The sequence below is a fragment of the Streptomyces flavotricini genome (assembly GCF_020639365.1).
GTDB lineage: Bacteria > Actinomycetota > Actinomycetes > Streptomycetales > Streptomycetaceae > Streptomyces > Streptomyces flavotricini.
This window is the reverse complement of the sequence record NZ_JAINUL010000001.1, coordinates 8,362,609-8,385,905: the sequence shown is the minus strand read 5'-3', so window position 1 is coordinate 8,385,905 and position 23,297 is coordinate 8,362,609. Positions and strand designations below refer to the sequence as shown.

Genomic DNA, 23,297 nt, shown 5'->3' with positions numbered 1-23,297 from the left:
ACGGATGAGTGACACCTGACCTGGCTTGCTGAGAGGCGGCCTGGAAGGATGTCGCATTGCCCAAGCCTTATCCGAAGGAGTTCCGCGAGGACGTCGTGCGGGTCGCGCGTAACCGTGAGCCCGGCGCCACGCTGGAACAGATCGCCGCCGACTTTGACGTCCACCCGATCACGCTGTCGAAGTGGCTGCACCGCGCCGAAACCGACGAGGTCGCCAGGCCCGCGACATCGTCGGATGAGTCGGCCGAGCTGCGCGAGGCCCGCAAGCGCATCCGGCTGCTGGTGCAGGAGAACGAGGTTCTGCGGAGGGCCGCGGCGTATCTGTCGCAGGCGAACCTGCCGTCAAAATGATGTACCCGCTCGTCCGCGAGCCGGCCGCCGCCGCTGCCCCTCACCGGGTGCCGGTGGCGGTGACGTGCCGGGTGCTCAAGCTGGCCCGCCAGCCCTACTACCGGTGGCTGGCTTCACCGGTCACCGATTCCGAGCTGACCGAGGCATACCGGGCCGACGCCCTGTTCGACGCGCATCGCGACGATCCCGAGTTCGGCCACCGCTTCCTTCACGACGAGGCGCGGGCCGCCGGTGAGTCGATGGCTGAGCGGACCGCCTGGCGGATTTGCCGGGACAACCGCTGGTGGAGCGCGTTCGGCAAGCGCAAAGGCCGGGGCAAGAACACCAAGGCCGGCCCTCCGGTCCACGACGACCGGGTAAGGCGCGACTTCACCTCTGACGGCCCGAACCGGTTGTGGCTGACCGACATCACCGAGCACGCCACCGGCGAAGGCAAGCTGTATCTGTGGCCGCCCCGACCTACCGGTGCGCGAGCAGTACGAAGGACATTGACGACGCCGGCTATGACGGGCCGTGGCCGGACAACTGGAAGGTCACGGTGAAGACATGCGCGGCCCGGTCCGGCGGCACCGTGTACGTGTACGCCGAGGTGAAGTGGGACGGCCCGGCGTTCCGTGAGGTGGACGATCCGACGATCTTCGACGGGGCCAAGCTGCGGTTGCAGATCAAGCAATCCCGCCAGGGCACCGACCCCGTGGTGGTCGAGCGTGATTTCCCTGGGCTCGAGGATCGGCTGGAGGACAGCACGTCCAACGCGAACTACGACGGCCACTATCGAACGCCGACGATCAGCCACCGGGCCGGCCGCGGAGCGTTGGGGGACTCGGTGCTGTTCCTGGACTGGCACGGCGACGGACACGGCTACCAACGCCACGACTACACCGGGTCCCCGACCGTCTGACCTGTGATCAGTCGCCGGTGTCGGGCATGTCGTCCTGGCCGTGGGCGAGGATCGGCAGCAGTACCTCGGCGGCGTCGCACACGGTGCAGGCGGTCGTACCGGGGCGCGCGAGTGCGTCGAGCGCCGGCATCGTGCCCAGCGGATGCGCGCGGTCGGCGGCGTTCCGGCAGCCTTCGGCGTGGACGGTGGCCGGGCGTCCGTGGATGCGGCCGTCGAGCAGCCACGCCCACCGGGTCGGCGTCGAGGTGTGGGTACGGGGGTGGGCGGGGATGTGCCCGAGGTCGACCCCGGGCAGCGGACGCAGCTGCTCGGAGGTGACCCACGTGCCGTACTCGGCCGGCTCGACCCCGCCCCCGGCGGCCGTCTGCCAGAGGGGGACGCCGATGCGGTACATCCACAATCCGGAGTCGAGCTGCTGTCGCTCGTAGAGCAGTACACGCCCGATTTCCTGTCCGTCGGGCAGGAGCAGCGTGACCGGTGCAGGTGGTGGCGGGGGTTCAGTCACGGTCAGGGGCGGGCGAACTGCTCCTGCCGGGCCTGCCGGCACGACGTGCAGAGCGGGTTCCCACCCACCCCGTAGCGGCACGTCGAGGTGTGGCATTTTGCGCAGGGGCCGGTCTGGCTCGGGGCCCATGTGACGGGCTGGGGTCTGGCGGGGGTTTCGGAGGTGGTCATCGTGGGCTCCTGGCAGTGCGGAGGACATCACTCCTATTAGATCTCATGTTCGAATTTCTGCACGAGTCTGCGCAGGTCACCGGCCGTAGGTCTGGTGGCACAGGGCGCTGATGGGGGTGCTGGTGACGCCGTGCGAGGCGCGGCACAGCGTCGTCATGTCGGCGGTCCCCGCGCCCGTCGCGGGGCGTCCCGGACGGGCGGGCGTACGGCTCGGCCGCGCCTTGGCCTTCCGGGGCTTGGGCTTCGCGGCGTGCTTCGGCGGGGCGGCCCTGCGACGGGGTGCCGTCCGGGCGCGCCGGGTCTCGTCGGACGCCTGCCGGGTCGGCGCGCGGCGGACGGGTGCGGGCGCGCGGTCGTGCTCGGGGGTGGTGGGTGGCTCGGGCAGCCGGGAGAGGGGCAGTCCCGGCCTGGTGTCCGGCTGTGCGGGGCGAGGGTTGGCCGGCTGCTTGGGGTCCGCCGACGTGGTGGCGGGGGAGAGCTTGGCGGGCGGGGTGGAGGTGGGGGTGGACGGTGGCGCATCCGGGAGCCGTGAGGAGGGCGGCCAGGAGCAGGGGCAGGGACCAGCGGCGCATGCCGCTACCGTGCCGCAGTCGGCCCCGGCACCCCCTCTGACCGGCCCGCCCGGCCCCTCGGATGGTGGATGCTACGGCCGCGCCACCGGCCCGAAGAGGGCTGGCCTGACCGACCCTGGGACGGGGGCAAAGGCGCGAGGGAGCCCGGGGATGGTGCTCAGACCGCCGGTCGAGCCGATGCTGGCGCAGGCCGCCGAGGCGATCCCTCCCACGCGCCTGGCGGCTGGCGTGGCGTACGAGCAGAAGTTCGACGGACACCGCGCCCTGCTCTTTACGCCGACCGTCCCGGGCGGCCCGGTGCTGATCCAGACCCGCCGCGGCTCGCTGGTGCAGGACCGTTTCCCCGACCTGGTCGCGGCCGCACTGGACCAGCTTCCGCCCGGCCTGGTCCTCGATGGCGAACTCCTCGTCTGGGATACGGAGGCCGGGGCCCTGTCGTTCGAGGCGTTGCAGCGCCGGGCGGCGGCCCGCGCCCGCAGCGCGGCCACCCTCGCGGCCTGCACCCCGGCCTACTTCCTGGCGTTCGACGTCCTCCAGCTCGACGGCGTCGCGACCATGGGCCTGCCCTACCGTGAGCGCCGCCGACGCCTCGAAGTGCTCTGCTCCGCCCGTGCGCTGACGGCCCCGTGGACCCTGTGCCCGATGACCACCGACCTGGCGACGGCGCAAGACTGGCTGGAGAACTGGACAGACGTGTCAGGCGTCGAAGGCCTAGTCATCAAGCCTCTGACCAGCAAATACCTCCCGAATACGCGGGGCTGGACCAAGGTCCGCCGCCGCGACACCACCGAAGCTGTCATCGGCGCGGTCACCGGCACCCTGACCCGCCCGCAGCTGCTGATCCTCGGCCGCTACGACCAGGACGGCCGACTCCGTGCCGTCGCCCGGACCGTACCGCTGCGCCCGGACGCAGCGCGCCAGGTCGCCGAGCGTCTCACCGCATCCGCATCCGGGCACCCCTGGACGGGGGCGGTGTTCTCGGCGGCATGGGGGAGCCGCGACGTCCTGGATGTGACCTTGGTCCGCCCGGATCTGGTCGCGGAGGTCAGCGCCGACCGGGCCGTCGACCACGGCGGGATCTTCCGCCACCCGCTCCGCTTCCAGCGGCTGCGCCCGGATGTGGCCCCGGAGGATGTGCCCGGGTTCGGTGCCGGCGCGGCCGCAGCGTCGGGCTGATTCGGGCCGGATCGAGAGGAAGCGCAGGAAGTGGGAACATCCGGGTGTGGTTGACCGTTCATCTATCTGTGTGGGTAGGGCGGAGGGGCTGATGTCCCCGGGCTCAACCATTTGCCTGTGGGGAAGATCGTTCGGCTGAAACCCCGCAGTGCCTTCCGCCGCGAGGCGACCACCCCTTGCCCGCCCACACCCCTTGAACGCCCGAGCCAGCCCTCCCCCCCCCGGCTGGCACGGGCCCCGCCCCGATCAGCCCGTCCCCCCCCCTGGGCTGGTCGGGGCCTTTCGCGTACGGCAGCAGTGGCGTTTCGCCGCTGAATCAGGTGAAGGGCCGCCACCCCTACTGATGTGCCCACCATGTGGCGGCGGTACCTGCGGCGGTTGCTGCCAGCGACACGAGCCACACGGGCACGCGCTGAAGAGTCAAGTGCAGCCCGCCGCAGCGTAGTTCCAGGGCTGGTGCGGGGGTGTCTGTGTGGCGGTTCGTGTCGGAGGCCTCACGTCGGGCTTGGCTCGGCTTGGTCTGCATGTCCTCTGGCTCCTGTCGCGCACCGTTGCGTGACCTGGGTGAAGGAAGGAATGAAACCGCGCCGCCGCCACGAGGCGTGTTTGATCGCCACTGCCGCCATGGGCGGCGGAACTGCCCGGGCCAACGTCCCCCCGGCCATTGTGTTCACCCTAGGGCGCCGTGCCCCGTACACGTCAGGTATACAACCTGTACAAATCGCCAAATTCCTGGCTCGGCATTTGGCATGTGGTGCATTGCGTGCGCTGCTCTTCGCGCTGGCCTCCGCAGGCAGTGTGCAGGTAGTAGCGCTGGAGGCGTCCCGCTTGGTGCTGATCTGTCCGGAGTGCACTCGGCGAGGGGTGGTCGAACGCGGCGACGTGCCGGATGTGCCCGGTGATTGCGCTGCTTTGCCCCTGCGGACTATCGCGCCGGTGACATCAGGGCGGACGACGACCTGCGGAGTGGATCACGATGTGGATGCCGCTGCCCGGGCGGGACGGCTCGGTCGTCACCACAGCCAAGGGGGACAGCCCGTCGGTGACGGCCCCGACGACGGAGTGGCTGGAGGTGCGGCAGTTCTCCACCGCGTGGGTGGGGGGAGCCCGGCGGCCGGTGAAGTGTCGTTTTGCCGGTTAACGTGGGGCCCCGGCCGGGTGAACCAGGCGCCGTGAGCCTATTGCTGATGGTGCGGGGGCCGATACAGCCGGCCTCATGATGATCATGATGCGGGCCGTCCTGGCGGCCACCGCTCTCGCCCTGTCCCTGCCCACCGCGGCGTACGCCGCCGACCAGCCCGCGGTCGTGCCGCAGGTCCTCCCGATGAGCGTCGCGGTATCCGCGCTGCCGCTCGCGGTCGAGGACCGGACCGGCTACCAGCGGACCAGCTTCAAGCACTGGAACGCCGGTGACATCCCCGCGGGCGGCTGCAACACGCGGGCGGAGGTGCTGCTGTCGGAAGCGGTGGAGTATCCGCAGATCGGGCCGGGCTGCGCGCTGACGGGAGGTGTGTGGTGCTTCGGGTGCCGCCACCATCGGGCAGCCTCGTCGGTGCTCACGCCAGCCTGTTTCAGGTACCGGGTGAACTGCGATCCGATGAAATTCTGGACGCGCTCAAGCAACTCGTCGGCGAGCGCCCTGTGGCCGCGATCGAGGTCAGTGGGGCCGTTGGCGCCTGGCATCGGAGCTACTTCGTGAAGGCGCTGGAGAGCTACGGCGAGGGGGAGCAGGTGCCGATCCCGGAAGGCCCGGACTTCGACGGGATTGCCCAGGCGGTGTCGCGGGGCCTTGGGCTGCCCCGCGGCCTTGTCACGGTCGAGGACGTGCCTGACGGGGACCAGATCATCAGCTGACGAAGCCGATCATCACGCCAAGGGGCTGTGCGCCCGCTGCAGCCCGAGAACCGGAGCTGCTTCACGCGATTGACTACGGCCGTTGAGCAGAGCCCGGGTGACCGCCTCCCGTTCTCGGGTTCTGGCTCATCTTCTGTGGTGGCGGGCCAGACCTGAGCGCATCGGGCGACCGAACACGGCGGACAGGCAGGTCAGCGGGATGCTCCGCCGTACACCCGAGCGCGCACGGCACGGCTCCACAGAAGTTGAGCCAGAACCCGTTCTCCGATCCCCACCACCGAACACCTCACCGGCTGGGGCTTCGTCAAAGACCTCGCGGAACACACCGGCGCCACCCCCGCCACCGCCCGCTGGGACACCGGCGCCGTCCTCGCCGTCGTCACCCGCCTCGCCGGAGCCGACCTCCTCGCCCGCATCCTGCGCCGGCTCCCCGGCGGCTACGCCCTCCTCTTCGGCCAGGCGGAACTGCGCCAGCCCGAGCCCGCCGCCGCCTGACCCACGCCGACAGCGCGCGGTCATACGTCAGGGCCAGGACAACTCCTGCGGTCCCGGCCCCGACGTATGACGATCAGCGCTTGAAGACGTCCTTGACCTTCTCCTTGGCCTCGCGGGCATCGCCCTTGGCCTGCTCCGCACGGCCCTCGGCGGTCAGCCGCTCGTTGCCCGTCACGCGGCCGGCGGTCTCCTTGAGCTTGCCCTTGGCCTGCTCGCCCTTCGCCTCGGCCTTCTGCTCACCAGACACAGCTGATCACTCCCTCTTCGGTGGAAACGCCTGATGTGGAGCAGACCGTTCGACTCCAGCGTGGGTAAGGAGCTGATCAGGTTCGACCACCAGTGCCGTGACGTCGTGTCCGCCCGTGGCGGATCTGCCGGGGGCAGAGGAACGGCGTTCGGGGGGTTCCCGAGGTCAAGAGTGGAGTCGACGGCATCCCGCCTCGACAAGGAGAAGAGATGACTTCCCTCACCATGCTCGCGCCCCGCGCGGAGGAGGGCGACACACCGCCCGGCCACTTCGACGACCACCTCGCGGCAAGGCTGCTCGACCAGCGGATCGTCCTCCTGGGCACCCAGGTCGACGAGGTGTCGGCCAACCGGGTGTGCGCACAGTTGCTGCTGCTGTCGGCGCAGGACCCGCGCTCCGACATCAGCCTGTACGTCAACAGCCCCGGCGGGTCGGTCACCGCGGGTCTGGCCATCTACGACACGATGCGGCTCATCCCGAACGACGTCTCGACGCTGGCGATGGGCTTCGCCGCCAGCATGGGCCAGTTCCTGCTCACCGTGGGGACGCCCGGCAAGCGGTTCGCGCTGCCGAACGCGCGGATCATGATGCACCAGCCCTCGGCTGGCATCGGCGGTACCGCCGCGGACATCGAGATCCAGGCGGAGAACCTCCAGTTCACCAAGAAGGCCGTCGAGCGGATCACCGCCCAGCACACCGGGCAGAGTGTGGAGACGATTGCGCGGGACGGCGACCGGGACCGCTGGTTCACGGCCGAACAGGCCAGGGAGTACGGGATGGTGGACCGGGTGGTGGAGTCGCTCGCCGACATCCGCCCGGCCACGCCGCGCCGACGGACGGGGCTGTGACATGGGGTCGTACACGGTTCCCTACGTGATCGAGCGGACCGCGCAGGGCGAGCGGTCCTACGACGTCTTCAGCCGGCTGCTGAACGAGCGGATCATCTTTCTCGGCACCGAGATAGACGACGGGGTCGCCAACGTGGTCATCGCGCAGCTCCTGCACCTGGAGTCGGCGAGCCCGGAGCAGGAGATCTCGATCTATCTCAACTCGCCCGGCGGGTCGTTCACTTCGCTGATGGCGATCTACGACACGATGACGTTCGTGCAGGCTCCGATCTCCACCTTCTGCGTCGGTCAAGCGTCGTCGACGGCGGCGGTGCTGCTGGCGGGCGGAGATCCCGGGCGGCGGTTCGTGCTCCGGCACGCGCGGGTGCTGCTCGGTCAGCCGGCCAGCGGCGCCCGGCAGGGGACGGTCTCCGACCTCAGCCTCGCGGCCAAGGAGATGGTCCGTATCCGCTCGCAGGTGGAGGAGGTTCTGTCCCGGCACACGCACCACGACGTGGCGACGCTGCGCGCGGACATGGACCGGGAGAAGGTGTTCACCGCCGAGGAGGCCGTGGCCTACGGGCTCGCCGACGAGGTGCTGAGCCGACGGTTCGCGTTCGTCTGAGCCCGCGCGGTCGTGGCCGAGGGCCGGCGAGGCGGCCGGTACGGCGGCGGCGCGCCCCGTCGTACCGGCCGTCGGCCCGGTCCGGTCAGGCGGCGAGGCAGAAGCCGTCGTACTGCGCCGTGGGCGACGTGGGTGGCGTGCGGGCCCGGACCACCCGGCTCCGGGCGTGCCGGGCCAGCTCGTCACCGGCGAGCAGGAGCAGGTCGGCGAGGCCGAGCCCGAGGGCCTGGGCGGCGGCCGCGAGCACCTCGGAGGATGCCTCCTTGCGTCCGCGCTCCACCTCCGACAGGTACGGCATCGAGATCCGGGCCGCCTCCGAGACGTCCTTCAGCGTGCGCTCCTGGGCGAGCCGCTCGCGCCGCAGCACGTCGCCGACGAGGTCACGCCACAGCGGCTCCCTCGGCGCGCGTGGCTGTGGACGCCCCATGGGTCGCCGCGGGGCGCCGGCCGCCCCGCCGGAACCGGGCGACGGGGCCTGCGGACGCAGGGAGATGACGCGGGACTCGTTCGGCGCATGAGTGCTCACCCCCTCACCCTAGGCATCCGGGGCGCGGGGGGAAGGGAGTGGTCTTCTGCCCTGGGTGAAGCCGCGCCAGCGCCTGGGGCGACTCGGGTTCGGCGCTAGAGCGTGTCTGCAATGCCGGAAGGAACCAGAGAACCCGACCGGGCGTACGGCTCCCTCCCGGGCATGGTGCCGGTCAGTCCTTCTGTCGCGGACAGCACGGTCAGGGCGGCCAGAACGGTGGAACGATGCGCCGGGGGTTTGAGGCCGACTCGGCATCGTGGTCACAGCCCTCGGGCGCCGGCGCACGCGAAGCCCGGTCGGTTTCGGGGGCGTGCCATCGGTATGAAGGAGTGGAAGCGGACGGAAGGGCGGTGACCGGCTCCCGCAGGCCGCTCCGCGGCGGGCCTCGGCCTGACTAACCCGCAGCTGCACCAGGACGTGACCGCCCAGGCGTGGATCCGCGAGCACCGGTGGGCACAGGTCCGCGAGCAGTCTCCGTCGTCGTTCCCGCCCCGGAGCCGGAGTTCGCCGACGCGGTACCAGGGCCGCGGCCTGTTCAGGTTCGCTTCCTGGCTGACTGACTGCGCTTCCTTCTACTCGCACTGTGGGGCTGGCGGGAGAGCGCCGGCAGATGGTGCATCTCGTAGATGCGCTCAACGTCCTCGCAGGTGAAGAGGAGGCGGCTGAGGCGGGCGTGGGGAGGGAAAGCCCGAGTGGTTCACCCCGTGATCGCCGCGAAGAAGACGCGCCCGCCCAAGCCCAAGGCCCGGCCCCTCGTGCGGCTGCGCAAGGAGTGGAAGGAGAGTGCGATCCGCACCTCCAAGGTGGCCGTCGACGTCATCAACACCTGCCAGCCGGCCTGGACCGTGTCCTGTCCGGCGTGCGCCACCACCTCGCCGATGCCACGGCCCTCCTCCCCGCTGCCGCAGCTCCTTGCACCGCCGACCACCCGCCGCGGCGCCCCCTGGCCCACCGCTGGATCGCCCTTCCGGCCCTGACCACCCTCCTGGCCTTCGACGAACCCGCCCGCCTCTGCCACTGCCGCGCACCGCTGGCAGCCGACTGCGACTTCTTCCCGCCGGTGATCCCGCAGACCACCGAGGCCGAGGTTGCCTGGCGCCTGCACCGTGCCACCGCGCACCCGCATGTGGCCGGTGAGCTGGCGACCGCGGTGTTCACCGCTGCCTCCACCACCCAGCTGTCCACCGTCCACGTCCACGACCTGGGCCCCGAGGCCTCCACCATCACACTCCACGACGACGGACTCCGACAGGGCTGCATGACCCACCCGGTCCCGCTGTGGGCGCGTCCGTTGCTGATGGCGGCCCGCCGCTGCTGGGACATCGTCACCGGCACCAGCGGTCCTCTCTTCACCGACCCGCTGGGCAGCACCGGCCTGCCCCATCTGACCGCCTTCGCTGAAAGCTGCAAGCTCCGGCCTCCCCAACCGCCCCGGCCGGCACCACGCAAGCGGAAAACCGGTACAGCGCCGCGCCCGAGGCAGCAGCAGGAGACTGTCTGGCCGGTGTGCACCGTCCACTACGGACTGGCCTCGGTGATGCTCGAGCCCGACCAGATGCGCGGCTGCCCGTACCCGCCACCCCACACCCGGAAGACCATCGCCAGGAGGAAGAACGGGTGGCTGCCGCCGGACTATGGCCTGCGCGAACTCCAGCCTCCACGCTGAGAATTAGAGCCGCGGCACCACGACCAGGAACCGTGCTTGGCACCTGCTCGGCTCACGAACACACGCGGCCCGACCGGCCTCCGACACTCGCAGGGCGGTCCGGTACCGAGATGGGGCAACGCGTTGATCCCAGAATCCATCCGTTATCAGAAATGAAGCAATGGGCTCGCTCACCGGCTGACAGGAATCGGCATACAGATGTCAGTGGACTTCGTCATCCGCGACAGCAGCACCTGTGAGGTGTGGGGTGGTTGTCGTTGGTTAGTGCGGGTTGGTGTCACTGGTGGTTGAGGGCCTGTTGAGGGCCCTGTTTTTGTGTCCGGGGTGTGGTGTCAGCGGGCCGTGTCGGCTGGTGACAGGGTTCCGTGTCGACCGGTGTTGATTTGCCCGTGTCTCCTTCGTACGGCCCTTTCTCCGGGAGGGGCTTGTAGCAGGCGGGTGGGGGTGGGGAGGCCTGTTACGGGGTGGGTTCATCCGGTCGGGGGCGAGGGATGGTTTCTGCGTCGTGGCCGGGCCGGTTCCTGTTTCTACCGTGTGGGGTTGTGGAAGCAGCCTCGGAGCAGACCGGCATGGTGTCGTTGGGAGACCGGCGGGAGTCGCTGCGGCCGGTGGCGGTGGCCCGGTTGCTGGAACGGCGGGCGGCGGGGGAGTTGTCGACGGCGCATGTGCGCCTGGTCGCGGTGTCGCTGGGTGTGAGTGTGCGTACGGTGTGGCGGTGGCTGGCCCGCGCGCAGAAGACGGGTTCCCCGCATCCGGTCCGACGCGCGCGTTTCGAGATCACGGACGAGGTCGTCAATGTGCTGGCGGACTGCGGCGGGAATGTGAAGCGCGCACATGAGGAACTGGCCGGCCGGGCCCGGGCCGCGGGAGGGCGGCCGCCCGGGCTCTCGACGTTGCGGGATGCGATCCGCCGTGATCTGACCCCGGGGCTTATGGCGGGTCTGCGTGAGGGGGTGCCGGCAGCGCGGGGGTTCGACCCGGCGTTCGTACGGCCGGGCGGGGTCCGTAACCAGGCGTGGGAGGGCGATCACAAGCAGGCCCCGCTGAAGGTGGTGATGCCGGACCGCTCGCTGGCGCGGGTGTGGGTGACGTGGTTCGAGGACCGGGCCACGTCGATGGTGATGGGCTGGGCGGTCACCGCGGGCTCCGCGCACCGGGGTTCGGTGCTGGCCGCTCTCAGGTTTTCGGTCCTGTCGTGCGCCCCGTACGGGCCGGCGGGCGGTCTGCCGCAGCTGGTGCGGATCGACGGGGGCGCGGATTTCGTGTCCAGGATCGTCCGTGCGGCGTTCGGTGCGCTGGACGTCCCGGTCACGGTGGTGGGCTCGGCGCGCCTGAAGGGCGGGGTGGAGCGCCTGAACCGGACAGCCATGTCCCGTTTCTTCGCGGACCTTCCCGGTTACACGAGGGCCCCGTTGCTGGATCACCGCACCCGTCAGGGCCAGCACGACCCTTTGCTTTCGTTCGAGGGATTCGTGGGCCTGCTGCGTGACTGGGTGGTGGAGCACAACACCGGACATGGCCTGGCCAGGACGGGGATGACGCCGCTGGCCGCGTGGCAGGCCGATACGACGCCGCTGCGTGAGGTGAGGGCTGAAGACCTGCGGGCGTACATGCTTGAGGGTGATGGCCGGACGCGGACGATCACCAGCCACGGGGTGGAGTTCCACGGCCGCTCCTACATGCCCGAGGACGGGGTGGGGCGGGTGGGGACGCGGGTGTGGGTGCGCTGGATGCCGCACCACGCGCACGAGATCGACCTCTACACCGTGTCAGGGAACCGCTATCTGGGCAGGGCGGTGCTGGCGGACGAGGCGAGCGAGGTGGAGCGGGCCAGCGTGTTCCGAGCCCGTGATGAGCGAGACCGTCGGCTGCGCCGGGCGCTGAAGGGGTCCGCGGTGCGTCGCAGGGTGCGCTACGAAGCGGTGACAGAGCCCGTCGCGCCGCGCCCGGCCGAGGCGATGACGCGCCGCCAGGCGCTGGCGGAGCTCGAGGAGGCGGGGCCGCCGGCCGGGCGGCCGCGGCGTGCGAGCGGCCCGGCATATCAGCCGCGCAACGCCCCGGATCCGGGGTGGGTGGTGCCCGGGGTGCGGCCGGGCGGGTCGCCGGCAGACGCAGGAGAGGAGCCGTGATGGCGGTTCAGGCGGCAGCGGAGCAGGCCCGGCGGGTTCGCCCGCCGGAGTTCTATCTGGATGTGCCCGGTTCGCAGCTCGTGGCCACCGAGGTGCTGATGCGGGTGCAGGACACGATCGTGGAGGCCGTCGAAGCGAAGGCGATGTCGTTGGTCTACGGGGAAGCGGGCCTGGGCAAGACGTTCGCCACCCGGGCCGCGCTCGCGCGGCTTGACCCGGATCTGGTGCTGTCGCTGGAGTTCGCACGCTCGAGGCCGGGCCCCAAGGACCTGCGCGAGGAGTTGTTCGTGCAGATGCGGCTGCAAGGGAAGATGCCGGGCACGCCGACGCCGTTCGACCGGCTGCTGCTGGCGAGTCTGCCCCGGCGCCCGTATGTGATCGTGTGCGATGAGGCGCAGCAGTACCGCCGCCCGTGTTTCGAGTTCGTCCGCAACCTGTGGGACAACACCGGCCGCGACCGGCCCGCGGTGATCTTCGTCGGCGGGCGGGAGGCCAATGACACGCTGCAGAGCGACCCGGCGCTGGCGTCGAGGATCTGTACCCGCTGCGAGGTGCTGGCGATGTCGGAGGCCGAGGCACTGAAGGTGGTGCGCGCCATGCATCCGGTGTGGGAGGGCGCGGAAGAAGGACTGCTGGCGCACATCGACCGGGTGCATGCCGGCGGATCGATGCGCGAGTGGGCCAGGGCCACCCACCACGTGCTCAAGGGCCTGAAGCACTTCCAGACCGGCGAGGTGGACCGGCGCGTGGTCGACTGGGCCCTGGAGCAGTGCTGAGCGGGGCCCACACCGCGCACGCGGCCCGCGGCGGCACGGGCGATGCCAAGCCCTCTTACGCCGTGCTGCCGTACCCGGTCGAGCCCTGGCTGCACTTCCTTCCCGTGCCGGGGCTCCGGGCGCTGGCTACCGAAGGCGTCGCCGACACCGCCCGTGCCGTGGCCGACGCGTTCGCCGAGCGAGCCGTGGTGTGCGTGAACGGGGCGGCCGGGGTGGGCAAGACGTTCGCCGTCCGGGCTGTGCTCGCCGCCCACCCGCCGGGCCGCGCCGCTTGGCTGCGGCTGCGTTCGCGTCCTGACCCCGCTGATCTGCGCTGCGCGTTTCAGGCGGTGCTGGGCTGCCCGCAGACCCCTGGCGATGATGCGGGTACGGCCGATGAACTGATCCTCGCAGCACTGTCGGCCCGGCCGCGGATCGTGGTGGCCGACGAGGCGCACCAGCTCTCGCCCGCCGCCTTCGAGTACCTGCGCTACCTGTACGACGCCACCGCCGGCGGAGTGTGCATGGTGCTGATCGCCGGCCAGGGCGGTGAAGCGGTGCTGCGTCAGACGCGCATGCTGGCTTCCCGCTGCATGGCCTGGATGCACATCAATGCGCTGGCCTCAGCGCTCATACCCGCAGCCGTGCGTGCTCTGCATCCCTTGTGGCGTGGTGCGTCGGACGGACTGCTACGGCGCACCGACGCCCGCTCGGCGCGTGGCCGGCTGCGAGCCTGGGCGGCACTGACCCACCACGCCCACCAAACACTCCGTATCCAGGGCGCACTGCCGGTGAAGGAACTGGTGGAGCGCATCACCCCCAGGCCCGGGCCGGTTCCCCGGTGACGGCAGTGTCCCTGCCCGTCCGGCCGCCGGGGCCGTTGCCGATGCCACGCCCGGCCGAGCGCGCCTGGAGGCCCGACTGGCCACCGGAGGACACCCGTATGCCGTGCCTGCGGCCGCTGCTCACCGTGGTCCATGACGAGGACGACGACAGGGCGTTCATGGACTGGGCGCTGGCCGCCCACGCCCCGGCCGCGGGACGCATCACCGTGCACCCGGCCCCCACCACGGCCGCCCCCGCAGCCCTGGCCCACGATCTGCTGCGCGCTTTGGGCAAGCACCTGCCGTGGGCGGGCAGTGAGGAAGGCACCTGCTGGATGCGCGATGCGCGCACCGCCTGGCGCGCGGTCGCCGCCTGGGTGCAGGCACTGGAGATCGGACATGTCCTCCTCACCCGCGCCCACCTGGTCACCGCGGCCCATCTGACACGCTTGTTCGCGCTCGCCCATCTGACCGGTATCCGCCTGACCCTGGTGTGTCACGGCCCGCTCGCACCCGCCGCGGCGGCCGCCGTGGAGTTGCTGCGCCCGGCCAGGGTGTACACGCTCACCGCAGCCCGCCGCATCGTGCCCGCCGTACCGGCCGGGCCGGTACCGGACCGGTTTGCGTGGTGGGAGCCGGCTCCGTTCCCGCCACCGGCGAACGAGCTCTGCTTCCCGCCGCCGGGCCACTCGCCGCTTCCTGAGGAGCACCTTGTGGCCGTGGCCCGCCGTCTGCACAGCCGGATCGCCCACCCCCAGCATGCTGCGGCGCTGGCCGCCCAGGTCATGACGGGCCGGGGGCTGGAGCACGTCATCAGCCTGCCGCCCTCCGCCTTCACCGCCAAGGCCGTGCCGGTGTGGGCGGCCGGCCTGATCGAGGCCGGGCGCCGCTTCAGGGACCTCGACGGCCGCGCCGGCAGCCGGCGCCTGTTCCGTCTGACCGGATGGGACCGCATCGCCGTGGAGGAAGCAGCCCTGGCCTGCGGCCTGGGCGCAGGCCGCCCTGACGGCATGCCAGACTCACGACACGCACCACCAAGGGGAGCCGAGGATGACCGCACCTGACGAGCATGACCTGCCGGCAGCGATCCGCCGGGACCACCGGGACGGCGACAAGCTGCCCAGCTCCCTGGCCGCCCGCCACCAGGTCTCCCGCGAGTACGTCATGAACGCGCTCTCCCTCATCGCGCCCCAGCCGGGGCCGGTCACCGAGACCGAGCAGCGCGCATGCCAGGAGCGCCTGGATGAGCTGCTCGCCGAGGACGCGGCCAAGAGCCCGGAGCAGCGCCGGGACGTCTTCGGGCTTTATCAGGCGCTCGTCCAGAGCCAGGACACGGGCGTGTCCTATCAATGGGTGTGGGACCACGTCAGAGCCCAACGCCACGGGCAGGCCGCGGATTCGGATGCGCCGGCCGACCCTCTGGAGCCGGCCGGGCGGAACACTCGGTCCTGGGGATCATGCGTCTCCTCGGACATGCCATCCTTCGTCACCGACCTGATCACTCACGCGGTACGGCACCTGACGGAGCTGAGGGTGGCCGGCTCCATGCCGGCGGCCGAGGGCGCCGAGCTGGCCATGGCCTCATTGGGTGCGGCTCACGCCCTGATCGGCCAGGCCATGAACGAGGTGGCCCTGGTGGGAAGGGCGGGGGGTGTGCCCTGGACCCGGCTGAGCCGGTGGGCGGACACCCCGCAGGACGAGCTCGCTCAGCGCGTTCAGGAATACCAGCGCACCGTGACCCTCTGAGGCCCGGCCCCGAGACCCGCCCCGGTACGGGGTGCCCGATTGCGGGGGGTTCGGCTTTTCCCGCGGCCGCTCACAGGCAGCTGCGGTTGGACTGGCACCGGTGGCGTTCGGCTGGTTGGGGTCGCGCGCGGGCACGGTTCTTAAGGGGGTGGCGAGTCCACGCGCTCGTGCGTGGACTCGGTCCGGCCTGGCAGATGTGCTCGTCGGCGTTTCATCGATCGCCTGGTGTATTGGCCGGCTGCGAGGACGAGTGCTGCTGCGAGGCTGCCGAGGAAGTCGGGCAGTGCGCTGTCCAGGATGGTCATCACCTTGATGCCGGTTGTGGATGTGCGGCGGCTGCCGTTCGGGCTTGCTGTGCTCCAAGCCGCTTGAGCTTCCGTCGTACGCGTTCTCCGAATGCTGCCGGATCGTGTGCTCCCGTAGCGTGCGCGGCCTGGGTCCAGGTCATACGGCTTGAGCCGTAGACGGCCGCTACGGCTTTCTCGGCCTGGGTGAGGGAGCGTAAGACGTCTCGTACTCGGTCGTCTTGCAGATGTCCGAGGACTCTGTCCTCGGGACGTCGTCGGTCGGGGATGGTGTCTCGCAGCGTGAGGTTTTCCGACACGGGTTCGTCGAGCATGCGCAACCGCAGGCCGCGTACTTTGCGTTCCCACAGTGGTTTTAGGTGTCGGTGTTCGGTGTGTGCGTGGCGCTTGAGCAGCTCCGCGACCTCGGCGTCCCGGCTGAGGCGGTATCCCAGCCTGTCGACCCAGTCGCTGAGAAGGGCCGCCTCCACCGCCTCACGCCACATCTGCGGCTGGCCGAGGCCGAGCCAGGTGCGGGTGAATTCGTCCACCGTGGCGGTGTCGCCTTCGATGGCGGCGTTGCGGGCCACAAGTGCGGCCACGATGGTCTGACGAGCTGCAGGCAGGGGCTGGGAGCTGACGTAGCCGGCCAGTTTCTTGAGTACGGCCGCGATGAAGTTCACGGGCGAGTGCCGGGCGTCCGTGCTCTCCTGCTCGACGTTGTGGGAACGGCTGAGCGCCAACGTGACCCTGCCGTAGAGCTCGCCAGGGTTTGTCGTCTCAAGGTCCACAGCGCTGTCTTCGATGCCCCGAACCTGCCATCGGTGCGCCGTTTCGCGGAATTTGGCGGCGATCGAGGCCCGGGTGGCCGTGTCCATGGTGTCGTCCGGTGATTGCTCGATCGCCGAGGCCGTCAGGTGAAGCCGCTCGACGACTTTTGACGGGGTGGGGAACAGGGGCTGGGGCCGCACAGGGCGTTTGGCGGATGGCATGCCGGCCGCCGGGGCGGGTGCGGTTTTCCACGGCGGGTGCGGCCCTCGGCTTCTGGGGCATGCGGAGCGCCCCTCTCGCGGACAGTCGGGGCAGAGGTAGCGGATGTATGCGTTCCGGTGGAGCAGTTGTTCTTGGGCGTAGGTGATGAGCTGGATCGCCTGCAAGGCGATCCTCTCGGCACTCGTGCCTCGATCGGCGGGCGAAGCTGTGAAGCGCTCAAGCGGCCGCGAAGAGCGATCTTGGATCTCGGCGTTAGCCAGGAGATCGAACACCCACCCCCTCAAGGAGGCATGCAGCCCGTCGAGTGTGGAGAGGGCGGCTTGGCCGTCATCGAGGTCCGAGTAACAGAGCAGGGCCACGGATACTCCTTCAAGGGGTGGCGACGAGGTTCCTACTTCTGGGCCCGAGACGAGACCGAACCGGCACACCTCCACCAGAATCATTGAGTGACGTGCATCACACGCTTTCCTTCGGGGGTGCCGAGACAGTCGGCGGTCGCCCAAAGCGGGCGCCGGGCTCCGGCCGCAGGCCGCTGCCGGGAGCCTCGCGTGGGCAGGGGCGCTTCGCGGCTGCCCACGCGCCCCAGGCCGGCACGCATTGTGGGCCGGAGTTTCTTCCCGCCGCCGGTGTTCGGTCCCCGTTGTCGGTATCTGTCCGTGCTGGATACACGCTCCGTTACGATGAGCGCCGAGATTGTCGTCATGCGGCATGAATGGAGACCGTCAGGTCTCTTTCCTGGCGCAGCGGGGCAATGGCACGAAGGTGCGTCGGTCCGGGCGCGAAAGCGGGCCCGGGTCGCGCTTGGAGATGGACGGCGTCCGGCCTTGCGCTGTGGGCCGGGATGCAGGGGGCGGGAAGTGCGGACCGACTTCGGGGACTTTGTCGTCGAGCAGGCCATCGTTCACGTGGTGCCTCAGCGCCCCAAGGGAGAGGAACCTCTTCCGCTCCAGCTGAGCGAGACGGCCTGTCGGCTCGACGATGCCGTGCGCACGGCTTTGCAGGCCAAGCTCCGCGACGTCCTCGATCGGCTGGGGCGCGAGGTCGTAGAGGACCCTGAACTCAAGTCCCCCCTGCCCGATGCCGTGCGGGCGTACCTGGCCGGCGGGCAGGACCTGGTGGAGGTCTCCGGGGAGCTGGCCCATGCGCTGCGCGACAGCCAGAACGGGTCCAGCTCGGCGGGCCTGCTCCTGGTCGCCGCTGCCCGCCTGGACGACCGGCACGCGCTGCTGATGGTCAAGCTGGAGCAGGAGACCGGCATGCAGGCCAACGAGATCGTCACGGACGGCCTGCGCACCTTCGACATGCAGTACTTCGCGAACCTGCTGTTCACCGAGAAGTCCAAGGTGTACAAGGTGGCTCTGTTCTCCGAAGAAGGAGATACCGAGCAGGGGCTCCAGGGATGGGCCGCGGACCCTCAGAAATCAGGCAAGGACGTGGCCCGGTTCTTCCTCGAGAAGTTCCTGGGATGCCGGCATCAGGACGACCCCAGGGAGCTCACCCGCCGTTTCCACGACACGGCCATGGAGTGGGTCAACAGCCGCTTCACGGACTCCGAGGTACGGGTGGACTACGTCATGGCCGTCATGGTCGAGCTCCAGAGTTCCGCCGGGACCCTTGACCCGGTGACGTTCCTCGAAACCCACCTGCAGGAACCGCACCGCGACGACTTCGCCGCGTTCCTGACCGAGAACGACGTTCCCACCCGCGCCTTCGACAAGAACACCGAACTCATCAGCAGCCGGCTGCAGAAGGTGCGAGTAGACCTTGCCAACGGGGCCTTCCTGGTTGCGCCGCTGGAAGCCGTACAGGACGGCACCGTGGCCCTGGAGGATCTCGGGGACGGCCGCACCACCGTCACGGTCACCGGCAAGCTCACCAAGACCAGCAGCGGCGCCGCGGCGGGCCGCCAGCACAAGCCTCAAAGCCAGCCCGAGGAGCGGCCCTCCCAGAAAGAGATGATTCCGGGGCTCGAGAGTGTCGTACTCACCGTCCCGGCTCGGATGCCGCACGCTCGGAGCGGCGACGATTGCTTGCCGGCGCAGACGTGACCTCAGGCGACAACATCCCCGTTTGCGCGGTATTGGTGGGGCTTTCATGCCTCTGACCGTCGATGAGGCCTTCCAGCGCTACCAGCAGGAGTGGCCGCGCATCGATAAGGCGGCCAAAGCCACCGCGACCCACCTCTTCAACCGCGCCGCACGCAAGGGGATCGCCTGTCAGGTGACCTCCCGGGCCAAGGAAGTCAGCAGCTTCAACACCAAGGTGTACCGCAAGCGCTACACCGACCCCTGGAACCAGATCACCGACAAAGCCGGAGTGCGTCTGGTCGTGCCCCACAGGGGGCTGCTTGACCCTGCCCTGGAAGTGATCAAAGAGTCCCTCGAGATCATCGAGGTGCAGGACGACCGTGACGCCCACGACGACCAGTACCGCCTGCGCTACCCGCGGCTGCACGTCCAGGCCGTCATGTTCGGCAAAGAAGAAGACCCGGACGGTATCCCGTATCAGTGCGAGATCCAACTGCGCACCGAAGCGGTCGACTTGTGGTCGCGCATGTCCCACCGGCTCCTCTACAAGCCCGGCGTCACCCCACCCACCGATGTCAGTCGCTCGCTATACCGTCTGATTGCGCTGGTCGAGCTGTACGACCTCGAGGTCGAACGGGGGGTGGAAGCAATGGCGCAGCATCCCGAGCTCGTGCGCAGCAACCTGCTCCTTGACATGGCCGAACAGGTCTACCGCACGTTTACCGACCACCCCTACAGCCGGGACCTGTCGCACGACATCCTCGACGTACTGGCGCAGACCATCGACGACGAAAACGCCTACGGCGAGCGCCTGGCCGAGTTCGCCGAACGCTACCGCTCACGCATCCAGCGGGCCTACGCCGACTACGGCCCCACCAGCGACCACTTCCTCAAGCACGGCCGCTACATGCTGGCCAGCCAGCCGGAAAGCCTGATCATCTTCGAACGGCTGGCCCATGCCCGCTTCCGTCTCAAGAGCACCTGGGACGGCCAGCTGCCGGAAACTATGCTCACCGACATGGCACAAATCTGGGGGATTGCCCTATGAAGAACTCTGCACAGCCGGAACCCCCCGCACTGGCGGCCGCCACCGCGATGTTCATCGAGGTCCTCGTGGTCGGCATCGGCACACTCACCGCGGCGGCGCTGCTCCTCATCGCCGTGATCGGCCCTGCCAACACGGCCAAACTCGCCCCCGTGGCGGGCTCCTCCCTGGCCACCGGCGTGTCCCTCGCTGCCGCCTACGCCCTGGGTATCCTCCTCGACCGGGCCGCCGACACCGCTTTGACCCCCCAACGCCGCCGCCTGCGCTCCCAGTACTTCGCCTCCAGCAGCGCCTACGCACAGGCACGCCTTCGCCTGGCCGATTTCCCCACTCTGGCCGCCCGGGCGGACTACGCCCGCTCCCGCGTGCGGATCTGTCGCGGATGGCTCCTCAACACCGCGGCCCTGACTCTCACCGCAGACCTGGCCATGCTGCGATACCCCCTCGATCACCGTGCGCTCACCCTGGGTGCCACCACCGTGTTCGGCACAGTGACCGCTTTCGGGTTCTACCGCGCCTGGCGCGCCCTCACCACGACCGGCTACCGCAAACTCGCCGAACAGACCACGCCCCCTGCGCCGCTGCCGGCCCAGTCTCAGTCCGGCACGGTACTTACGCCGTCTCCATAGGCGAGGAGAGAGGAAGGCCCACTCCTGCGAGGGGGCCGCATCCGACCAAGGAGCCGGAACGCCTCCGCTCCCGGGTGTGGTGCGCCCCACCCAGCGCATTTTCTCCACGCGTCCTGTCGCTGCTGCGAGCATGGTCGGTATGAGTACCGCAGCCCTCACCCCACCCTTGCCCGGCCGCCCCGAACGGTCCCATCTCTTCCCGGACCAGGCCCAGGGAGTGCAGCAGGCGGTACGGCATCTGCGCCGGCCGGGTACGCGCGGGCTCTATGTGTCGGCGACCGGCACCGGCAAGACCCTTGCCTCGATCCGGATCGCTGATGCCCTCGACGCCAAACTGGTGCTGTTCGTGGTGCCGACCTTGGACCTGGCCGTGCAGACCGCGCTGGCCTGGCGCGGAGACGGCCACACGGAGCACATGTTGATCGTTTCGTCCATGGATGCCTCCGGCCATGACGTGCTGGTCACCCACCGGGTCCGCTCAACCGGTGACTTCCGCGCTCTGGCCGGGCTGATGTCGCAGGTGGGGGAGGGAGCAAACCGGCTCCCGGCGCTGACGGTGATCTGCACCTACGACTCCCTCGACAAGATCGAGAACACGTGGCACACGCAGTTCGAGGTGCCTGCGTTCGACCTGGCGGTCATGGACGAGGCGCACCGGATCGCGGGCCGTACCGACAAGAAATGGGCCGTCGTCAACGACGCCACCCGTATCCGCGCCGATCGCCGCCTCTACATGACCGCCACCCCGCGGATCCTGGCTGGCCCGGACCTGTCGGAATCCGCCGATACCGCCCGCCCCCGCCGATGGCACACCCCGGCGCCGAGCGTCGACGACTTCGCCAACTCGATGGACAACGAAGCCGTCTACGGCAAAAAGATCCACGAGTATCCCCTCGCCCAGGCCATCGCAGACGGCCGAGCAGCCGACTACCGCATCGTGGTACCCACCCTCAACGACGCACAACTGCGCGAGCGCCTCAACCTTCCCACCACCGAAGACGGCAGTCTCAAAATGGATGGCGCGCTGCGCACCACAGCCCTCCACCTGGCCGTCCTCAAAGCGATGTCCGAACATGGGCTGCGCCGGGTGCTGGTCTACTTCAACCTCGTCGAAGACGCCAAACGCTTTGCCCGCGAACTGGGCCACACCCTGCGCCAGCTGCGCCGCACCGCCGCCGATCTGTGCCCGGACGTGGATCCGCAGCTGTTCTTCGTCCACGGCGAGCACACCGCGCAGCAGCGCGCCGACATCTTCGCCGACTTCGCTGCCGCGCCCTTCGCGATTCTCGCGAACGCCAAGCTGATCGCCGAAGGCGTCGACATCCCCAGCGTGGACGCAGTCGTCTTCGCCGACCCCACCCGCAGTGTCCGCCGCTGTGTCCAAGCCCTCGGCCGGTCCTTGCGCCTGTCCGTGAGCGGCAAGGTCGCCAGCCTGATCATCCCCCTCTACATCCCGCCCGGCGCCGACCCCGAGAACATCCTGGGCAGCGCATACGAGCCCGTCTGGGCCATCACCACCGCCCTGGCCAGCCACGACCACCGCATCCTCGAACGCCTTCCCAACAAGGCCAACCGCCTGCCGGCCGAGACCAGCAGACTCATCCAGCACCGCTGGCACTTCGACTTCACCATCCACCCCGAACGCATCGCCCGCGCCATGGACCTCATCGCCTTCAACCCTCGTGGTGCCCTCACCCGCACCCGCCGCGAAGGCCTCGTATCCGCCCAGGCATTTCACGATGCCTACGGCCACCTCGACGTCCCCGCTACCTACACCGACACCGCCGGTTTTGAGCTCGGCCGCTTCGTCACCGCCATGCGCGACGCCCGGGCAGCAGGCAGCCTTGAGACGGACTGGACCGCCGAACTCGACGCCCTGGGCATGATCTGGGACAAACACCAGGCCGCCTGGCGGGCCCGCCTCACCGCCGTCACCGACTACCACCGCGCCCACGGCCACCTCGCCGCACCTTCGACGACCCCTGTCGGCGCCTGGCTCGCCGAACAGCGATCCCTCGCCGGACGTGGCCACCTGGACCCCGCCCGCGCCGCGGACCTTGAGGCCATCGACCCCCACTGGCTCCTCCCGTACGGCCCCGACTGGCACCGCAAGTACCACCTGGCCCGCCATCACATCGAAACCGGACGCCCCCTCACACCCGACACCCTTGTCGCCAGCACGAGCATCGGCAGCTGGGCCATCCGCCAACTCACCCAATGGACAAGCCTGGAAGCCGGCCAGCGTGAGCTTCTCGCCGCCCTCGACCTCACCCCCACCACCAGCACACTGGCCCCCCGCCCCGTAGCCCGCCGCACCTTCGCCGAGACCGTCCAGATCCTCGAACTCTTCCTCCACCGCGAGCGTCGAGCTCCAGCAGCCCGCGAGTCGATCACCGTCGACGGTGACACCATCAAGATCGGCCCCTGGTTCGCCAAGGCCCGTACCAAGCACCGCGCCGGCCAGCTCAACCCCGAGCACGAAGTCCTCCTCGCAGCCCTCTTCGAAGACGAATGGACTGACGAGAACCCTTCACCAGCCTTCACCTGACTGGGCTTTGCAGAGTCCAGCCGCGAGACAGAAACAGGAACGAGAGGAAAGCCGGATTCTCAGAAACTTTTGGGCGAAGGAAACACCAGCCCCTCTACGGCTGGCAGCCCGCAGCAGCGGGCTCTCCTCCTGGAGGCGAAGCCGAAAGGAGCAGGGGTGGGAGCGGAGCGGACACCCCAACTGACCGAAGGCCCAGACTCCGTGAAACGGAGTCACCCTCCGCGCGCAGCGCGGAACTCCCAGGCCTGCGAAGCAGGCGCTCAGGGTGAAGCGCAGCGGAACCCTGAGCGTCCGCAGCGCAGCGAAGGACTCTGCTCCCGAAGGGAGCAGCCCTGCTCGGCGAAGCCGAGCCCCCCGAGCGCAGCTCGGGGGGGTCTCTTCTATGCGCGCAGCGCATAGATAC

The 23,297-nt window shown here is 69.7% G+C and carries 22 protein-coding genes and 1 pseudogene; 19 read left to right on the top strand and 4 right to left on the bottom strand.

What is annotated here, in order from left to right; all coding sequences use genetic code 11:
* Window positions 1-56: 56 nt before the first annotated feature.
* The 3 genes from K7B10_RS38495 (at window position 57) to K7B10_RS38485 (ending at window position 1,251) form a co-directional block, all read left to right on the top strand.
* Entirely contained in the window at window positions 57-350 is a 294-nt protein-coding gene (locus K7B10_RS38495) for a transposase (protein ID WP_229344150.1), read from the top strand.
* A 71-nt stretch (window positions 351-421) separates the two neighbouring features.
* The gene (locus K7B10_RS38490) at window positions 422-892 is read left to right on the top strand and encodes a hypothetical protein (protein WP_229344148.1); all 471 of its coding nucleotides are present in this window, start codon (window positions 422-424) and stop codon (window positions 890-892) included.
* Complete coding sequence (locus tag K7B10_RS38485; protein ID WP_229344145.1) at window positions 889-1,251, top strand: hypothetical protein; 363 nt, start codon at window positions 889-891, stop codon at window positions 1,249-1,251. Before K7B10_RS38490 ends, K7B10_RS38485 begins: the two co-directional genes overlap by 4 nt.
* A 7-nt stretch (window positions 1,252-1,258) precedes the next feature.
* Here the strand turns inward: K7B10_RS38485 and K7B10_RS38480 are convergent, their stop codons facing one another.
* Window positions 1,259-1,756 (bottom strand): DUF6233 domain-containing protein, encoded by a 498-nt coding sequence (locus K7B10_RS38480; protein WP_229344142.1) that lies wholly within the window; start codon window positions 1,754-1,756, stop codon window positions 1,259-1,261.
* A gap of 892 nt (window positions 1,757-2,648) precedes the next feature.
* Between K7B10_RS38480 and K7B10_RS38475 the strand changes: the two genes are divergently transcribed.
* The 4 genes and pseudogenes from K7B10_RS38475 to K7B10_RS38460 all read left to right on the top strand — a co-directional run.
* The gene (locus K7B10_RS38475; protein WP_267501557.1) at window positions 2,649-3,674 is read left to right on the top strand and encodes an ATP-dependent DNA ligase; all 1,026 of its coding nucleotides are present in this window, start codon (window positions 2,649-2,651) and stop codon (window positions 3,672-3,674) included.
* Window positions 3,675-4,899: 1,225 nt separating this feature from the next.
* Complete coding sequence (locus K7B10_RS38470; RefSeq protein ID WP_229344140.1) at window positions 4,900-5,373, top strand: hypothetical protein; 474 nt, start codon at window positions 4,900-4,902, stop codon at window positions 5,371-5,373.
* Window positions 5,370-5,528, top strand: coding sequence for a hypothetical protein (locus K7B10_RS38465; RefSeq protein WP_229344137.1), 159 nt, complete (start codon window positions 5,370-5,372; stop codon window positions 5,526-5,528). Before K7B10_RS38470 ends, K7B10_RS38465 begins: the two co-directional genes overlap by 4 nt.
* 267 nt (window positions 5,529-5,795) lie before the next feature.
* A pseudogene (locus K7B10_RS38460) lies at window positions 5,796-6,023 on the top strand (DUF2267 domain-containing protein); the annotation flags it as partial.
* Between the two features lie 73 nt (window positions 6,024-6,096).
* Here the strand turns inward: K7B10_RS38460 and K7B10_RS38455 are convergent.
* Window positions 6,097-6,270: a CsbD family protein gene (locus tag K7B10_RS38455; RefSeq protein WP_229344135.1), complete on the bottom strand. Its 174-nt coding sequence runs from the start codon at window positions 6,268-6,270 to the stop codon at window positions 6,097-6,099.
* 209 nt (window positions 6,271-6,479) lie between these two features.
* On the opposite strand from K7B10_RS38455, the gene K7B10_RS38450 reads away from it, so the two are divergent.
* Window positions 6,480-7,118: a ClpP family protease gene (locus K7B10_RS38450; RefSeq protein WP_308284674.1), complete on the top strand. Its 639-nt coding sequence runs from the start codon at window positions 6,480-6,482 to the stop codon at window positions 7,116-7,118.
* Window position 7,119: 1 nt separating this feature from the next.
* The gene (locus K7B10_RS38445) at window positions 7,120-7,722 is read left to right on the top strand and encodes a ClpP family protease (protein ID WP_229344132.1); all 603 of its coding nucleotides are present in this window, start codon (window positions 7,120-7,122) and stop codon (window positions 7,720-7,722) included.
* A gap of 85 nt (window positions 7,723-7,807) precedes the next feature.
* Here K7B10_RS38445 and K7B10_RS38440 read toward each other — a convergent pair whose 3' ends face one another.
* On the bottom strand, window positions 7,808-8,248 hold the full coding sequence (locus K7B10_RS38440) for a helix-turn-helix domain-containing protein (protein ID WP_229344129.1): 441 nt from the start codon (window positions 8,246-8,248) through the stop codon (window positions 7,808-7,810).
* Window positions 8,249-9,107: 859 nt separating this feature from the next.
* On the opposite strand from K7B10_RS38440, the gene K7B10_RS38435 reads away from it, so the two are divergent.
* The 6 genes from K7B10_RS38435 (at window position 9,108) to K7B10_RS38410 (ending at window position 15,368) form a co-directional block, all read left to right on the top strand.
* On the top strand, window positions 9,108-9,914 hold the full coding sequence (locus tag K7B10_RS38435) for a hypothetical protein (RefSeq protein ID WP_229344126.1): 807 nt from the start codon (window positions 9,108-9,110) through the stop codon (window positions 9,912-9,914).
* A gap of 542 nt (window positions 9,915-10,456) precedes the next feature.
* Window positions 10,457-12,043 (top strand): TnsB C-terminal domain-containing protein, encoded by a 1,587-nt coding sequence (locus tag K7B10_RS38430; protein ID WP_229344124.1) that lies wholly within the window; start codon window positions 10,457-10,459, stop codon window positions 12,041-12,043.
* Window positions 12,043-12,819 (top strand): AAA family ATPase, encoded by a 777-nt coding sequence (locus tag K7B10_RS38425; protein ID WP_229344123.1) that lies wholly within the window; start codon window positions 12,043-12,045, stop codon window positions 12,817-12,819. The genes K7B10_RS38430 and K7B10_RS38425 overlap by 1 nt, the downstream gene beginning before the upstream one ends.
* Window positions 12,813-13,643: an AAA family ATPase gene (locus K7B10_RS38420; RefSeq protein ID WP_229344120.1), complete on the top strand. Its 831-nt coding sequence runs from the start codon at window positions 12,813-12,815 to the stop codon at window positions 13,641-13,643. The genes K7B10_RS38425 and K7B10_RS38420 overlap by 7 nt, the downstream gene beginning before the upstream one ends.
* 98 nt (window positions 13,644-13,741) lie before the next feature.
* Complete coding sequence (locus K7B10_RS38415; protein WP_229344117.1) at window positions 13,742-14,686, top strand: hypothetical protein; 945 nt, start codon at window positions 13,742-13,744, stop codon at window positions 14,684-14,686.
* Window positions 14,673-15,368, top strand: a complete 696-nt coding sequence (locus K7B10_RS38410) for a hypothetical protein (RefSeq protein WP_229344114.1) — start codon at window positions 14,673-14,675, stop codon at window positions 15,366-15,368. The genes K7B10_RS38415 and K7B10_RS38410 overlap by 14 nt, the downstream gene beginning before the upstream one ends.
* A 304-nt stretch (window positions 15,369-15,672) precedes the next feature.
* On the opposite strand, the gene K7B10_RS38405 is transcribed toward K7B10_RS38410, so the two are convergent.
* Window positions 15,673-17,004, bottom strand: a complete 1,332-nt coding sequence (locus tag K7B10_RS38405) for a hypothetical protein (protein WP_229344112.1) — start codon at window positions 17,002-17,004, stop codon at window positions 15,673-15,675.
* Between the two features lie 321 nt (window positions 17,005-17,325).
* Here K7B10_RS38405 and K7B10_RS38400 point away from each other — a divergent pair, with 321 nt between their 5' ends.
* The 4 genes from K7B10_RS38400 (at window position 17,326) to K7B10_RS38385 (ending at window position 22,894) form a co-directional block, all read left to right on the top strand.
* Window positions 17,326-18,693, top strand: a complete 1,368-nt coding sequence (locus K7B10_RS38400) for a nucleoid-associated protein (RefSeq protein WP_229344110.1) — start codon at window positions 17,326-17,328, stop codon at window positions 18,691-18,693.
* 46 nt (window positions 18,694-18,739) lie between these two features.
* A complete protein-coding gene (locus K7B10_RS38395) occupies window positions 18,740-19,720 on the top strand; it encodes a RelA/SpoT-related domain-containing protein (protein ID WP_229344108.1) in 981 nt (326 codons plus the stop codon).
* Window positions 19,717-20,346 (top strand): hypothetical protein, encoded by a 630-nt coding sequence (locus tag K7B10_RS38390; RefSeq protein WP_229344105.1) that lies wholly within the window; start codon window positions 19,717-19,719, stop codon window positions 20,344-20,346. Before K7B10_RS38395 ends, K7B10_RS38390 begins: the two co-directional genes overlap by 4 nt.
* Before the next feature lie 76 nt (window positions 20,347-20,422).
* A complete protein-coding gene (locus K7B10_RS38385) occupies window positions 20,423-22,894 on the top strand; it encodes a DEAD/DEAH box helicase (protein ID WP_308284673.1) in 2,472 nt (823 codons plus the stop codon).
* Window positions 22,895-23,297 lie beyond the last annotated feature (403 nt).